The following is a 13,817-nucleotide window of genomic DNA, read 5'->3' on the forward strand; positions in this document are numbered from 1 at the left end:
TCCGAACCGATCGTGTCGCTCCGCGACGTGCAGAAGAGCTTTGGCCCGCTCCGGGTGCTCGACGGCGTCTCTTTCGCCGTCGAGCGCGGCGAGGTACTGGCACTGATCGGCCGCTCAGGCTCCGGCAAGAGCACGGCGCTGCGCTGCATCGACCGCTTCGAGAAAGTCGACGGCGGCGAGATCGTCGTCTGCGGACACAGGGTCGATCGACCCGACGTCGATCTCCGTGCTCTGCGCCAGGACGTCGGCATCGTGTTCCAAAGCTACAATCTGTTTCCGCATCTCACGATCGAACAGAACATCGCGCTTGCGCCCTGCGCGGTGAAGGGCATAGCCGCGTCGCAGGCGAAGGATCTGGCGCGCAAGGTGCTGGCGCAGGTCGGGCTCGAGGACAAGCTGCACGCCTATCCCGAGCAGCTCTCGGGCGGCCAGCAGCAGCGCGCAGCGATTGCCCGCTCGCTCGCGATGCAGCCGAAGGTGATGCTGTTCGACGAAGTCACCTCGGCGCTCGATCCCGAGCTCACGGCCGAAGTGCTGAAGGTGATCGAGCAACTGGCGGCGGACGGCATGACCATGGTGATGGTCACCCATGAGATGGGGTTTGCCAAAGGTATCGCCGACCGGATCGTGTTCATGCATCGCGGCAAGGTCCACGAGACCGGCCCCGCCTCGATCCTGACGTCGCCGACGACACCCGAACTCACGCAATTCGTGGGCACTGGAAACCTAAAATCATAACAAGGAGGAGAACAAGGATGACAAGGAAGACAATGCTGGGCACCGCCGCCGCACTGCTGGGCTTCGTCATGATGACAGCCACGCCGGCATCGGCCGATCTGCTCGATGACATCACGCAGGCCAAGAAGATCCGCATTTCGACCGACCTCGCCATCCCGCCCTCGGGCATGATGGATTCGAGCATGAAGCCGACCGGCTCCGACGTCGAGGTAGCGCAATTGCTCGCCAAGGACTGGGGGTTCGAGCTCGAATTCGTCCAGACCACCGGCGCAACCCGCATCCCCAACGTCCTGACCGGGAAGGCCGACATCATCATCTCGACACTGTCGGTAACGCCTGATCGCGCCAAGGTGATCGACTTCAGCAAGCGCTACGCGACGCTGCAATCCGACGTCGGCTGCCTGAAATCCTCGACCGTCAAGGACTGGCCCGATCTGAAGGACAAGTCGATCGGCGTCTCGCGCGGCACTACGCAGGACACCACCCTGTCCAACATGAAGGACAAGGACCTCAAGATCGCCCGTTACGACGACGATGCCACCATGGTGACGGCAGCCGTCTCCGGCCAGGTCGACTGCGTCGCCTCGTCCGCGACGATCATCAACCAGATCGGGGTCAAGAACCCTTCGCGCGTGTTCGAATCTCGGATTCCGTTGGCTACCTTCGATCTCGCCATCGGCTTGAAGAAAGGCGAGCAGCGCCTGATGGACAAGCTCAACGCCTGGATTACCGAGAACGTCAAGAACGGCAAGCTCAACGCGATCTACAAGAAGTTCCACGGCGTCGAGCTGCCACCCGACATGCGCAGCTAAACCAGAAAGACACCGTGACGGCCGCTTGCGGCTGTCACGGTCAATACAAAATCAAAAAGGACATCACATGCGTCTCGTCATCGGATCCGACCACGCCGGCTGGCCGCTCAAGCAAACCGTCATCGATCACATTCGCGAGCTCGGCCACGATGTCGTCGATGTCGGCTCGTATGACGACAAGCCGGTCGACTTCCCCGACATCGCGCGTGCCGTAGCACAGAAAGTCACCTCGGGCGAAGCCACACGCGGCATCATGGTCTGCGGCACCGGTGTCGGCGCCTCGATCGCCGCCAACAAGATGAAGGGCATCCGCGCGGCGGTCTGCCACGACGTCCATTCCGCGCACCAGAGCGTTGAGCACGACGACGTCAACGTCATGTGCATCGGCGCGCAGATCGTCGGCGCCTGGCTCGCCGTCGATCTCGTCTCGTCGTATCTTTCAGCCGAGTTTTCGACGGACGAAGACTTCCGCCGTCGCGTCGAGAAGCTGCGCGTTATGGACGAACAGGGCTGACGTCTGGCCCGGGGCTCATCTTCCGTCATTGCGAGCGTAGCGAAGCTGCATTCTCGTGCCCCGGACGCAGCGCAGCGTCGCTTCGACGATGCGCTGCAGAGCCGGGGCCCATGCGGCGGTTGAGGGCGTGGCTTGCAGGGTCCCAGCTCTGCGGAGCGTCACCATAGCGCGTCGAAGACGCGCGTGGACGCGCTTTTGGTGCCGCACCGCGTCCGGGACACGCGGGGGACAACGGCGAAACGATGGGCGCCGCCATTCACTCATGTCCCCTCCTCCGGCTAGACTGGTCCGATTCCCAGGAGCCCTTGCCTTGGCCTTTCTCTTCGTCCTCAGCGTTGGCCTGATCGCAGGCACCGTTTCCGGCATCGTCGGCACGGGCTCGTCGATCATGCTGATGCCGGTGCTGGTCTATGCCTATGGACCGAAGGAGGCCGTGCCGATCATGGCGGTCGCCTCCGTGATGGCGAATTTTTCGCGGATTCTGGCGTGGTGGCGCGAGGTCGATTGGCGGGCGTGCCTGGCCTATTCGGTCACGGGCATTCCGGCTGCCGTGCTGGGCGCACGGACGCTGCTCGCCCTGCCCTCGCACGCCGTCGATCTCGCCATCGGCGTCTTCCTGATCGCGATGGTGCCGGCGCGACACTGGCTGGCGCGGCACGACCTCAAGGCTAATCTCTGGCATCTCGCGATCGGCGGCGCCATCATCGGTTATCTCACCGGCATCGTGGTCTCGACCGGCCCGCTCAGCGTACCGCTGTTCCTGTTCTACGGCCTTTCCAAAGGCGCCTTTCTCGCAACCGAAGCCGCCGCCTCGCTTGGCCTCTACTTCGCGAAATCCGTGACCTTCGAACGTTTTGGCGCGCTGACGCAGGATGTCTTCATCAAAGGCCTGATCGCGGGCTCCTCACTGATGGTCGGCGCGTTCATCGCAAAACGCTTCGTGCTGCATCTGAAGCCGGAGATGTTCCGCCTGGTGATGGATGCGATCATGGTCGCGGCGGGGCTCTCCATGCTATGGAACGCTCTGCAATCCCCCTGAGCACCGATTCACGTCCATGGCCAAGAGCACGCTTTCCTTCGTCTGCCAGAACTGCGGCGCGGCCTATAACCGCTGGCAGGGCAAGTGCGAGTCCTGCGGCGAGTGGAATACGCTGGCCGAGGAGGACGCGACCGGCAGCGTGCCGGTCTCGATCCGCTCCAAGCGGAAGGGCCGGACATTTGCGCTCGAGAGCCTTGCCGGCAAAAGCCCTGACGCGCCGCGCCTGTCTTCGGGCATGACCGAGCTCGACCGCGTCACCGGCGGCGGCTTCGTCCGCGGCTCGGTGCTGCTGGTCGGCGGCGATCCCGGCATCGGCAAATCGACGCTGTTGACGCAGGCGACCAGCCTGATGGCGCGCGCCGGCCACCGCATCGTCTACATCTCCGGCGAGGAAGCCATCGCCCAGGTGAGGCTGCGCGCCGAGCGGCTCGGGCTGTCGGATGCGCCGGTGCAGCTCGCGGCCGAGACCTCGGTCGAGGATATCGTCTCGACGCTGTCGGAAGGCGCAGTCCCCCGGCTCATCGTGATCGACTCGATCCAGACGATGTGGACCGACACGGTGGAATCCGCGCCCGGCACGGTGACCCAGGTGCGCGCCTCGGCGCAGGCCCTCATTCGGTTCGCCAAGAAGACGGGTGCGGCCATCATCCTGGTCGGCCACGTCACCAAGGACGGCCAGATCGCCGGCCCTCGCGTGGTCGAGCACATGGTCGATGCCGTGATGTCGTTCGAGGGCGAAGGCTCGCAGCAATTCCGAATCTTGCGCGCCGTCAAAAACCGTTTTGGCCCGACCGACGAGATCGGCGTGTTCGAGATGACCGGGCTCGGCCTGCGCGAGGTCACCAACCCGTCGGAGCTGTTCCTGTCCGAGCGTGACCTCGGCACACCCGGCACCGCAGTGTTCGCGGGCATCGAGGGCACGCGGCCCGTTCTGGTCGAATTGCAGGCGCTGGTGGCGCCGACCTCGCTCGGCACCCCGCGCCGCGCCGTGGTCGGCTGGGATCAGAGCAGGCTTTCGATGGTGCTGGCGGTGCTGGAAGCCCATTGCGGGGTCAAGCTGTCCGGCCACGACGTCTATCTGAATGTCGCAGGCGGCCTGCGCATCCACGAGCCGGCGGCCGATATGGCCGCAGCGGCGGCGCTGGTTTCCTCGCTGGTTAATGCACAGTTACCCACCGACGCGGTCTATTTCGGCGAGATTTCGCTATCGGGCGTCATCCGCCCGGTGGCACAGACCCCGGCCCGGCTCAAGGAAGCGGTCAAGCTCGGCTTCAAGCGCGCCGTACTGCCCGAATCGGCCCGGGGCGTCGATGCCGGCGGTGACGCCGGACTGACCCTGAACGCGGTTAACAGCCTGACGACATTGGTCGCTGAAATCGCCGCCAAGGGCTCCCGCCGCGGCGACTCGAACCCGCCAGCGGAGAAAAATGCCACACCGGCAAGATTCCGCCGTGGCGAGGGGTAGCTGGAGGTGACGTCAAGCGTCCCCACCGCTATATAGCCGTCACAAAAGCAGCATGGGATTGCGTGGTTACGGCCTTGCCGGGAACGTCGTCTGGCCTTCAGTTAGGGCGGCGGCCAAACACCGATTCGCTGAGCACCCTTTGAGAGTACGAGCGGACCAGACCAGCCGATGCCAGTTACACTCCTCGACCTGATCCTGCTCGGTGTGATGCTGATCTCGGGCCTACTCGCGATGGTCCGTGGTTTCATGCGCGAAATCCTCTCGATCGCGGCCTGGGGCACGGCGGCGATTGTGACGCTGTACTCGTTTTCGAAGCTGCTGCCGACCGCCAAGACCTATTTCAACAACGACACCGTCGCGAGCGTGGTCGTGGTTGCCGGTGTGTTCGTCGGTACCCTGGTCGTGGTCTCCGTGATCACGGTCCGAATCTCCGACATGATCCTGGATTCGCGCATCGGCGCGTTGGACCGCACCCTTGGGTTCCTGTTCGGGCTGGCTCGCGGGCTTTTGATTGTCGTGGTGGCCTTCCTGTTCTTCACCTGGCTGGTGCCGGACAAGCAGCGTCCGGACTGGGTCTCGGGGGCAAAATCCCGCGTGGTGCTCCAGGGAACCGGGGATTGGCTGATGTCCCTCTTGCCGGATGACCCCGAGAACACCATCTTGAAGAGATTCAAGAAAAACAAACCAGATGATGATCAAGCTGATACCGAACAGCAGCCTTCGGGCACTGGCGACGGATACAGCAAACCTGCTCGTGACAGCCTCAAGAAGCTGATCGAGAAACCTGCGGCGCGTTGATTGAGCCAACAGAGAGGCGCGGACGAGATGCGACACCCTGACCAGGACGCCCAACTTGATCTCGATACCGGCCCGGCCGCGCTAGAGCTTCAGGACGACCTGGAGGGCGATACGCTCCGTGAAGAATGCGGCGTCTTTGGCATCTACGGCCACCCCGACGCTGCCGCCATCACGGCGCTCGGTCTCCACGCCCTTCAGCACCGCGGCCAGGAGGCCGCCGGCATCGTCTCCTACGACGGCAGCCGCTTCCACAGCGAACGCCGTCTCGGCCTCGTCGGTGATACTTTCTCCCGCCGCGAGGTGATCGACCGCCTGCCCGGCAACATGGCGGTCGGCCATGTCCGCTATTCCACGACCGGCGCGACAATCCTGCGCAACGTGCAGCCGCTGTTTGCCGAGCTCAATGCCGGCGGCCTCGCGGTCGCCCACAACGGCAACCTCACCAACGGCCTGACGCTGCGTCGCGAGCTCGTGAAACACGGCGCGATGATGCAGTCGACCACCGACACCGAGGTGATACTGCACCTGGTCGCGCGCTCCAGGCGCGCGCGCTTCATCGAGCGCTATATCGATGCGCTACGCGAGATCGAAGGCGCCTACGCGCTGGTCTCGCTGACCAACAAGAAGCTGGTCGGTGCACGCGATCCGCGCGGCATCCGCCCGCTGGTGCTGGGCGAGCTCGACGGCTGCCCGATCCTGACGTCGGAGACCTGCGCGCTCGACATCATCGGCGCGCGCTTCGTGCGCGACATCGAGCCCGGCGAAGTCATCGTGTTCGACGAGAATGGCCTGGACATCCACAAGCCGTTCCCGCCGATAGCGCCGCGCCCCTGCATCTTCGAATACATCTATTTCTCGCGTCCGGATTCCATCGTCCATGGTCGCTCGGTCTACGAGGTGCGCAAGGCCTTCGGCGCGCAGCTCGCGCGCGAAAGCCATGTGCCGATCGACGTGGTCGTGCCGGTGCCGGATTCCGGTGTGCCCGCCGCGGTCGGCTACAGCCAGCATTCCGGCGTGCCGTTCGAGCTTGGCATCATCCGCAACCACTATGTCGGCCGCACCTTCATCCAGCCGACGCAGGCGATCCGCGAATCCGGCGTGCGCATGAAGCATTCGGCCAACCGCGCCGCGATCGAAGGCAAGCGCATCATCCTGATCGACGACTCGCTGGTACGCGGCACCACGTCAAAGAAGATCGTGCGCATGATGCGCGATGCCGGCGCCAAGGAAGTGCACTTCCGCCTGGCCTCGCCGCCGATCCTCTATCCCGATTATTACGGCATCGACCTCCCCGACCGTGGCGGCCTGCTCGCCGCGACGCATTCGCTCGAGGAAATGCGCGAGATCATCGGCGCCGACTCGCTCGCCTTCCTGTCGATCGACGGCATGTACCGTGCCATGGGCGAGCCCGGCCGCGACCCCGCCAATCCGAAATTCTCGGATCATTGCTTCACCGGCGCCTATCCGACCCACCTCACCGACCAGACCCAGACCGAGCCGCAACCGCGGCAGCTGTCGTTGCTGGCGGAGGCGAGCTGACGCCGAAGGCGTCATCCCGGGGCGGTCCGCAGGACCCAACCCGGGATCTCGACGTTCCGGGTTCGCGCCACGCGCGTCGCGGAATGACGGCTGTGTGGGGGCTTGTCCCAGCCGTCCACGCCTGTAAAACCGCGCCATGACCAAGCTCCTCGCTGACCGCATCGCTCTCGTCACCGGCGCCTCGCGCGGCATCGGTTTCGCCACGGCACTCGCGCTGGCGAAGGCCGGTGCGCATATCGTTGCCACTGCGCGCACGCAGGGCGGGCTCGAGGAACTCGACGACGAGATTCGCAAAGCAGGCGGCAGCAACGCTACGCTTGTCCCGCTCAACCTCACCGATTCCGACGGCATCGCGCGGCTGGGTGCCGGCCTGCACGAGCGCTACGGCAAGCTCGACATCCTCATCGGCAATGCCGGCGTGCTCGGCCCCTCCTCGCCGGTCGGCCACATCGAGCTCAAGACGTTCAACGACGTCATGGCCGTCAACGTCTCCGCAAACTTCCAGCTGATCCGCTGCATGGAGCCGCTGCTGAAGCAGTCCGACGCCGGCCGCGCCGTCTTCATCACCTCGGGCGCCGCCAACAAGGCGACCGCCTATGTCAGCCCCTACGCCGCCTCCAAGGCCGCGCTGGAGACGCTGGCGCGCTCCTGGGCGCAGGAGACCGCGAACACGGCGCTCCGCGTCAACTTGTTCAACCCGGGCCCGGTCCGAACCCGCATGCGCGCGACTCTGATGCCGGGCGAAGATCCCGCCACGCTCGAAACACCCGAGCAAGCCGCCGAGTTCATCGTCCCCCTATGCGCGCCCGACTGGACCGAGACCGGCAAATTCTACGACTACAAGACGCGCAGCCTGATGAGCTTCCGCGCGCCGGCCTGATTGACTCACACGCCTCCCCGCGATTGACTGCCCGCGCTCAAGCGGCAGCAAGCCGCAAGCCAAAAAGGGAGGTTGCCATGGCGCCATGGCATGATCGCGCAGGCTTTAGCCGTGCGCTCGCACGCGTCTCTCACGCCGTCTCCATCCTGATCGCAGCCATCGCATTCGCACATCCAAACGTCGCCACAGCCGGCGACGTACCGACCTTCGCGGTCGATGCCTCCTGGCCAAAGCCACTGCCGAACAATTGGATCCTCGGCCAGGTCGGCGGCATCACCGTCGACTGGCAGGGCCACATCTGGATGATCCACCGTCCGCGCTCGCTCACCGACGACGAGAAAGGCGCAAGCCTTAACCCACCCCGCTCGAAGTGCTGCGTCTCGGCGCCGCCCGTGCTCGAATTCGATTCTGACGGCAATCTGCTGCGGTCCTGGGGCGGGCCCGGCACCGGCTATGAATGGGTCGGCCGCGAGCACGGCATCGAGGTCGATCCGGCAGGCTTCGTCTGGATCGGCGGCAATGCTGACAACGACAACGCGATCCTGAAGTTCACGCTCGACGGCAAGTTCGTGGCCCAGATCGGCAAGATCGCGCCAGGCCTCGGGAGCAACGACACGACACAGCTCGGCAAGCCCGCCGAAACCGCGCTCGACAAGGAAGCCAACGAAATCTACGTCGCCGACGGCTATGGCAACCGCCGCGTCATTGTGTTCGATGCGACCACGCTGGCCTACAAGCGGCACTGGGGCGCCTACGGCAACAAGCCCGATGACGGCAAGCAGGCAGTCTACGATCCCAAGGCGCCGGTGTCCCAGCAGTTTGGCAATCCCGTCCATTGCGTGAAGATCGCCAACGACGGTCTCGTCTACGTTTGCGACCGCATCAACAACCGCATCCAGGTGTTCAAAAAGGATGGCACCTTCGTGAAGGAGTTCTTCTTCGAGAAGAACACGCTCGGCAACGGCGCGGTGTGGGACATCGCGATCTGGCCTGATCCGAAGCAGACCTATTTGCTCAGCGCCGATGGCGAGAACAACGAGATCAGGGTGATCAAGCGCGAGGACGGAAGCGTCGTCGGCAGCTTCGGTCACAACGGCCGCAATGCCGGCCAATTCCACTGGGTGCATGCCATGGCGGTCGATGCCGGGGGTAACGTCTATACCGCCGAGGTCGACACCGGAAAGCGCATCCAGAAATTCAGATTAACCTCGGACGCGCTCAAATAGCGCCTCAACGCATTTTGCCCAAAAGTTAACCGACGGATGACGCTACGTCGCAGCGTCATCCGGCTTTAGGCGCATTGCCGCCGACCCTCGGACCGGCTACGGAGTCCGTTGGAACAAGGCTCCGCAAGAGAGCCGACCGCATATTTGACAATGGAGGAGACGTTTTATGACGACGACGTTCGCGCGCCGCTCGGCGGCCCTGCTGGCCTGCGCCGCTTTCAGTTTTGCCACATCTGCCTACGCCCAGGACAAGACTGTAAAGATCGGCGTACTGAACGACATGTCGAGCCTCTATGCCGACATCGGCGGCCCGAACTCTGTGGTCGCCATCAAGATGGCGGTCGAGGATTCCGGCCTGCTGAAGAAGGGCTGGAAGATCGATGTGCTGAGCGGCGATCACCAGAACAAGCCCGACGTCGGCGTCAATATCGCCCGGCAGTGGATCGACAACGAGAAGGTCGACGCGATTGCGGATACGCCGAATTCCGGTGTCGCGTTGGCGGTCAACAACCTCGTCAAGGAAAAGAACTCGGTGCTGCTGAATTCGGGCGCAGCATCCGCCGACCTGACCGGCAAGGCCTGCACTCCGAACACGGTCTCCTATACCTACGACACCTACATGCTGGCCAACGGCACCGGCAAGGCGCTGACCAAAGCGGGCGGCGACAGCTGGTTCTTCCTGACCGCGGACTATGCCTTCGGCCACGCACTGGAGCGCGACACCACGGCCGTCGTGACGGCGAACGGCGGAAAGGTGCTTGGCAGCGTCAAGCATCCGATCAACACCTCGGACTTCTCGTCGTTCCTGCTGCAGGCGCAATCGTCCAAAGCCAAGGTGGTCGGCCTCGCCAATGCCGGCGGCGATACCACGAACTCGATCAAGCAGGCGGCCGAATTCGGCATCGTCTCCGGCGGCCAGAAGCTGGCGGCGCTGCTGCTGTTCATCAACGACGTGCATTCGCTGGGCCTCAAGACGGCGCAGGGCCTGACTTTCACCGAGTCCTTCTACTGGGACATGAACGACAAGACCCGCGCCTGGTCGAAGCGCTTCGCCGCACTGGCCAGCAAGAATGCGATGCCGTCGATGACCCAGGCCGGCAACTACGCGATGGTGCTGCACTATCTCAAGGCGATGGAAGCGCTCGGCGGCAATCCGCATGACGGTGCCAAGGTCGTCGCCAAGATGAAGGAAATGCCGACCGACGATCCGCTGTTCGGCAACGGTCCGCTGCGCGCCGATGGCCGCCGCCTCATCCCCGCCTATCTGTTCGAGGTCAAGAAGCCGGAAGAGTCGAAGGGGCCGTGGGACTATTACAAGCTGATCGCGACCATCTCTGCGGAAGATGCGGCCAAGCCGCTCAAGGACAGCGAGTGTCCGCTGGTGAAGAAGTAAGGCAGTCAACGCTGCCGTAGGGTGGGCAAAGGTGCGAAAGCGCCGTGCCCACCACCTCCCCGCAAACGAAGAAGCGGTGGGCACGCTTCCGCCTTCGCTCTACGAACTACGGCGGACAAGTCGGTTTGCCCACCCTATGAGACTGTCTTCGTCGCAGCCACCGTCCGCACCGCGATGGCCACGCAAACGACCATCAACGCTGCCGCGAGCAAGAACGGCGCGCCGGGCAGATGCAGCGGCGCGCTGTTGCCGATAAAATACGCGAACGTCAACGTGAACAGGAACGGCCCGACGAGCTGCGACACGCTCTGCACGCTCGCGGTCGCGCCCTGCAACTGGCCCTGCTGATCGGGCGCGACCAGCCGCGTCATCAGCGACTGCATGGCCGCGCCGGAGATGCCCCACAGCGACATCACGGGAATGCCGAGCCAGAACAGCGGCCCGGTCGGCGCAGCGCCGAAGATCACGAAGCCGATTGCACCACAGCACAGACCTAGCAGCAGCGCGTTCCGCTCGCCGAGCACGCGCACGATCGGGCCGACGGCGAGCCCCTGCACCACCATGGCGCAGATGCCGACCATCGCGAGCGTCAATCCGACCGTCTTGGAATCCCAGCCGTAACGATAGGTCGCATAGAGCACGAAGGTCGAAGGCAGCACCACATGCGCGACCTGCGCGATGAAATTGACGACCGACAACGCGGCCAGCGCCGCGTTGGAACGCAGCAGGCGCAGCGCTCCAATCGGATTGGCACTGGTCCAACGGAATGGCGCGCGCTTGTCGGAGGCCAGCGATTCCGGCAGGACGAAGAGCCCATAGAGCGCGTTGGCAAGGCTCAAGGCGGCCGACGCCCAGAACGGCAAGCGCGGATCGATATCGCCGAGCAGACCGCCGAGCGCCGGGCCCAGAATGAAGCCGGCGCCGAACGCCGCGCCGACCTTGCCGAAGATCGCCGCGCGCCGTTCCGGCGGTGTGATGTCGGCGATATAGGCAAAGGCCGTCGAGATGCTGGCCGAGGTGATGCCGGAGATCACGCGGCCGACGAACAGCCAATTCAGTGACGGTGCCAGCGCCATCAGCACGTAGTCGGCGGCGAGCCCGAAATTCGACAGCAGCACCACCGGCCGGCGCCCGAAGCGGTCCGACAGCGCGCCGAGCAGCGGCGAGAATACGAATTGCATCAGCGCCCAGGCAGTGCCGAACAGGCCGAAGATGCGGGCTGCATGCGCGGTGTCGTTGCCGACAAAACTCTCGATTAGCCTGGGCAGGATTGGCATGATCACGCCGAGCGCGAGCATGTCGAGCAGGATGGTGACGAAGATGAAGGCGACCGCTCCACGCCGGACCGGCGCAGCGCCTCGCGCTATCGCCTCGCCGGCCTCTCCGCTCACGACGGCCGCTTGCGCTTGTGTGCGAAGGGATTGGCCTTCTCGCGCAGCGTAATGCGCACCGGGGTGCCCGGGAGGTCGAAGGCCTCACGCATCGAGTTGATGAGGTAGCGCAGATAAGACTGCGGCACTGCATCCGCGCGCGAGCAGAACAACACGAAGCTCGGTGGGCGCGCCTTGGTCTGAGTGATGTAGTTCAGCTTCAACCGGCGGCCAGACACCGCGGGCGGCGGATTGGCCTGGACCGCTTCCTCGAACCAGCGGTTCAAAGCCGAAGTCGACACGCGCCTATTCCAGAGCGCATAAGCATCCTGGATCGCCTGCATCAGGCGATCGATGCCCTCGCCCATCAGGCCGGAGACGGCAACGATCGGCACACCCTTGACCTGTGGCAGCCAATGATCGGCGTCGCGACGCAACGTCGAGATCGCGCCGCCGCCCTTGGTCTCCATCAGATCCCATTTGTTGACCGCGAGCACCATCGCCCGGCCCTCGCGCTCGATCAGATCGGCGATGCGCAGATCCTGTTCCTCAAAGCGGTTCTGCGCATCCATCATCATCACGACGACTTCGGCAAAGCGCACCGCGCGCAGTGCGTCCGCAACCGAGAGCTTTTCCAGCTTTTCCTCGATGCGCGAGCGCCGGCGCAGGCCGGCAGTGTCAAACACGCGAAATTCGCGGCCCTTCCAGTTGATCTCGACCGCGATGGAATCGCGCGTGGTGCCGGCCTCGGGGCTCGTCAGCAGGCGCTCCTCGCCCAGCAGATGGTTGATCATGGTCGACTTGCCGGCATTGGGCCTGCCGACGATGGCAACCCGAATCGGACGCGTCGCGGCCTCTTCCTCGGTCAGCGGCTCGTCGTCCTCGGCCTCGTCCTCGTCGACGGGCTCCGGCATCAGCTTGGCGAGCGCATCGTAAAGCTCGCCCATACCCTCGCCGTGCTCGGCTGAGATCTGGATGGGATCGCCGAGGCCGAGCGCAAAGGATTCCATCGCGCCGGCATCGCCGTGCTTACCTTCGCTCTTGTTGGCGACCAGCAGCACCGGCTTGTTGGCCTTGCGAGCGAAATCGGCGAAGGCGCGGTCGGTGGGTGTGAGGCCGATGCGGGCATCGATCACGAAGAACAGTGCGTCGGCCTGCGCGATCGCAGCCTCGGTCTGCTCCTGCATCCGCGCCGTCAGCGAGCCCTTGGCGCCTTCGTCGAGACCAGCGGTGTCGATGATGGTGAATTCGAGATCGCCGAGCCTGGCCTCGCCTTCGCGGCGGTCGCGGGTGACGCCGGGCAGATCATCGACAAGCGCAAGCTTCTGTCCGACCAGGCGGTTGAACAGCGTCGACTTGCCGACATTGGGTCGGCCGATGATGGCAATCGTAAAGGACATTGGTCATTCGTGCGCCGTGGAGGTAGCGCCTGTCAAATCGGTGAAAAATATCAGCGGGAGAAACTGCCGCTGGGCATCGGTGCCGGGAAGGCCCCCTGCGTCTGCTGTTGCTGGGTGGTCGGCGCCGATTGCGCCGACTGCTGCGCGGGTTGATCCGGCGGTGGCGCGGTGGTGCGCTTGCGGACGATCTTGTGCTTGGGCGGCGGAGCGGCCGGCGCTGGAGCCGCCTCGGGCTGCGCCTCGCCATCGACCTCGCCGGCCGGCGCTTCAGCCGGTGCGGCTGCTGTCGCGGCCGGCTGCTTGCTCTTCTTCCCCTTGGCGGATTTCGACGATTTCGCCGGCTCAGCGGGCGGCGGCTCGGCCGGCAGTGCCGCGACAGCGGGCGCGTTCGGATCCTGCTGCTGCTGCTGCGCGCCCTTGTACATGTCCTTCGGCACGCCCTGCTCCAGACCCGGCACGCCCTCGGGGAAGACCGGCTTGCGGTCGCCTGGCAGCTTCTTCTTGGTGTCGAGGAAGTCGAGCAGATCGCTCGGATCGAATCCGCCGCTGGAGCAGCCGCCCAGGAGGCCCGTGAAGGCGATCAGGACGGCGGCTGCGATCAAACGTGGCGTACGGCGCATATCGATATCTCGTCTCGGCTCTC

The 13,817-nt window shown here is 64.6% G+C and carries 13 protein-coding genes; 10 read left to right on the plus strand and 3 right to left on the minus strand.

The window, feature by feature from the left end:
- The 10 genes from K3F49_RS09195 to K3F49_RS09240 all read left to right on the plus strand — a co-directional run.
- Nucleotides 1-738, plus strand: a 738-nt coding sequence (locus K3F49_RS09195; RefSeq protein ID WP_234680612.1) for an amino acid ABC transporter ATP-binding protein, incomplete at its 5' end; no start/stop codon positions are given.
- A 17-nt stretch (nt 739-755) separates the two neighbouring features.
- A complete protein-coding gene (locus K3F49_RS09200) occupies nt 756-1,550 on the plus strand; it encodes a transporter substrate-binding domain-containing protein (RefSeq protein ID WP_234680613.1) in 795 nt (264 codons plus the stop codon).
- 67 nt (nt 1,551-1,617) lie between these two features.
- Nucleotides 1,618-2,064, plus strand: a complete 447-nt coding sequence (rpiB, locus tag K3F49_RS09205; RefSeq protein ID WP_234680614.1) for a ribose 5-phosphate isomerase B — start codon at nt 1,618-1,620, stop codon at nt 2,062-2,064.
- Nucleotides 2,065-2,374: 310 nt separating this feature from the next.
- Entirely contained in the window at nt 2,375-3,103 is a 729-nt protein-coding gene (locus tag K3F49_RS09210) for a sulfite exporter TauE/SafE family protein (protein ID WP_234680615.1), read from the plus strand.
- Nucleotides 3,104-3,119: 16 nt separating this feature from the next.
- The gene (gene radA, locus K3F49_RS09215; protein ID WP_234680616.1) at nt 3,120-4,568 is read left to right on the plus strand and encodes a DNA repair protein RadA; all 1,449 of its coding nucleotides are present in this window, start codon (nt 3,120-3,122) and stop codon (nt 4,566-4,568) included.
- A 168-nt stretch (nt 4,569-4,736) separates the two neighbouring features.
- Nucleotides 4,737-5,366, plus strand: a complete 630-nt coding sequence (locus tag K3F49_RS09220; protein WP_234680617.1) for a CvpA family protein — start codon at nt 4,737-4,739, stop codon at nt 5,364-5,366.
- A 27-nt stretch (nt 5,367-5,393) separates the two neighbouring features.
- On the plus strand, nt 5,394-6,905 hold the full coding sequence (gene purF / locus K3F49_RS09225) for an amidophosphoribosyltransferase (protein WP_234680618.1): 1,512 nt from the start codon (nt 5,394-5,396) through the stop codon (nt 6,903-6,905).
- Between the two features lie 136 nt (nt 6,906-7,041).
- A complete protein-coding gene (locus tag K3F49_RS09230) occupies nt 7,042-7,785 on the plus strand; it encodes an SDR family NAD(P)-dependent oxidoreductase (RefSeq protein ID WP_234680619.1) in 744 nt (247 codons plus the stop codon).
- 77 nt (nt 7,786-7,862) lie between these two features.
- Complete coding sequence (locus K3F49_RS09235) at nt 7,863-9,011, plus strand: NHL repeat-containing protein (RefSeq protein ID WP_234680620.1); 1,149 nt, start codon at nt 7,863-7,865, stop codon at nt 9,009-9,011.
- 166 nt (nt 9,012-9,177) lie between these two features.
- Nucleotides 9,178-10,404, plus strand: coding sequence for an ABC transporter substrate-binding protein (locus K3F49_RS09240; RefSeq protein WP_234680621.1), 1,227 nt, complete (start codon nt 9,178-9,180; stop codon nt 10,402-10,404).
- A gap of 134 nt (nt 10,405-10,538) precedes the next feature.
- On the opposite strand, the gene K3F49_RS09245 is transcribed toward K3F49_RS09240, so the two are convergent.
- The 3 genes from K3F49_RS09245 to K3F49_RS09255 are packed head-to-tail and all read right to left on the minus strand — an operon-like array spanning nt 10,539 to nt 13,794.
- Complete coding sequence (locus tag K3F49_RS09245; protein WP_234680622.1) at nt 10,539-11,795, minus strand: TCR/Tet family MFS transporter; 1,257 nt, start codon at nt 11,793-11,795, stop codon at nt 10,539-10,541.
- Nucleotides 11,792-13,174: a ribosome biogenesis GTPase Der gene (gene der, locus K3F49_RS09250; RefSeq protein ID WP_234680623.1), complete on the minus strand. Its 1,383-nt coding sequence runs from the start codon at nt 13,172-13,174 to the stop codon at nt 11,792-11,794. The genes K3F49_RS09245 and der overlap by 4 nt, the downstream gene beginning before the upstream one ends.
- Nucleotides 13,175-13,224: 50 nt before the next feature.
- Nucleotides 13,225-13,794 carry a hypothetical protein gene (locus K3F49_RS09255; RefSeq protein ID WP_234680624.1) on the minus strand — a complete coding sequence of 190 codons (570 nt, stop codon included), beginning with the start codon at nt 13,792-13,794 and terminating at the stop codon, nt 13,225-13,227.
- Between the last annotated feature and the right edge of the window lie 23 nt (nt 13,795-13,817).

The sequence above is a fragment of the Bradyrhizobium monzae genome, assembly GCF_021458635.1.
Taxonomy (GTDB): Bacteria; Pseudomonadota; Alphaproteobacteria; order Rhizobiales; family Xanthobacteraceae; genus Bradyrhizobium.

What these genes read in the sequence shown, in the direction of transcription:
- K3F49_RS09235 (WP_234680620.1), top strand. Translation starts at nt 7,863, where the DNA reads ATGGCGCCATGGCATGATCGCGCAGGCTTTAGCCGTGCGCTCGCACGC.
- der (WP_234680623.1), bottom strand. Translation starts at nt 13,174, where the DNA reads ATGTCCTTTACGATTGCCATCATCGGCCGACCCAATGTCGGCAAGTCG.
- rpiB (WP_234680614.1), top strand. Translation starts at nt 1,618, where the DNA reads ATGCGTCTCGTCATCGGATCCGACCACGCCGGCTGGCCGCTCAAGCAA.
- K3F49_RS09255 (WP_234680624.1), bottom strand. Translation starts at nt 13,794, where the DNA reads ATGCGCCGTACGCCACGTTTGATCGCAGCCGCCGTCCTGATCGCCTTC.
- K3F49_RS09220 (WP_234680617.1), top strand. Translation starts at nt 4,737, where the DNA reads ATGCCAGTTACACTCCTCGACCTGATCCTGCTCGGTGTGATGCTGATC.
- purF (WP_234680618.1), top strand. Translation starts at nt 5,394, where the DNA reads ATGCGACACCCTGACCAGGACGCCCAACTTGATCTCGATACCGGCCCG.
- K3F49_RS09230 (WP_234680619.1), top strand. Translation starts at nt 7,042, where the DNA reads ATGACCAAGCTCCTCGCTGACCGCATCGCTCTCGTCACCGGCGCCTCG.
- K3F49_RS09200 (WP_234680613.1), top strand. Translation starts at nt 756, where the DNA reads ATGACAAGGAAGACAATGCTGGGCACCGCCGCCGCACTGCTGGGCTTC.
- K3F49_RS09240 (WP_234680621.1), top strand. Translation starts at nt 9,178, where the DNA reads ATGACGACGACGTTCGCGCGCCGCTCGGCGGCCCTGCTGGCCTGCGCC.
- radA (WP_234680616.1), top strand. Translation starts at nt 3,120, where the DNA reads ATGGCCAAGAGCACGCTTTCCTTCGTCTGCCAGAACTGCGGCGCGGCC.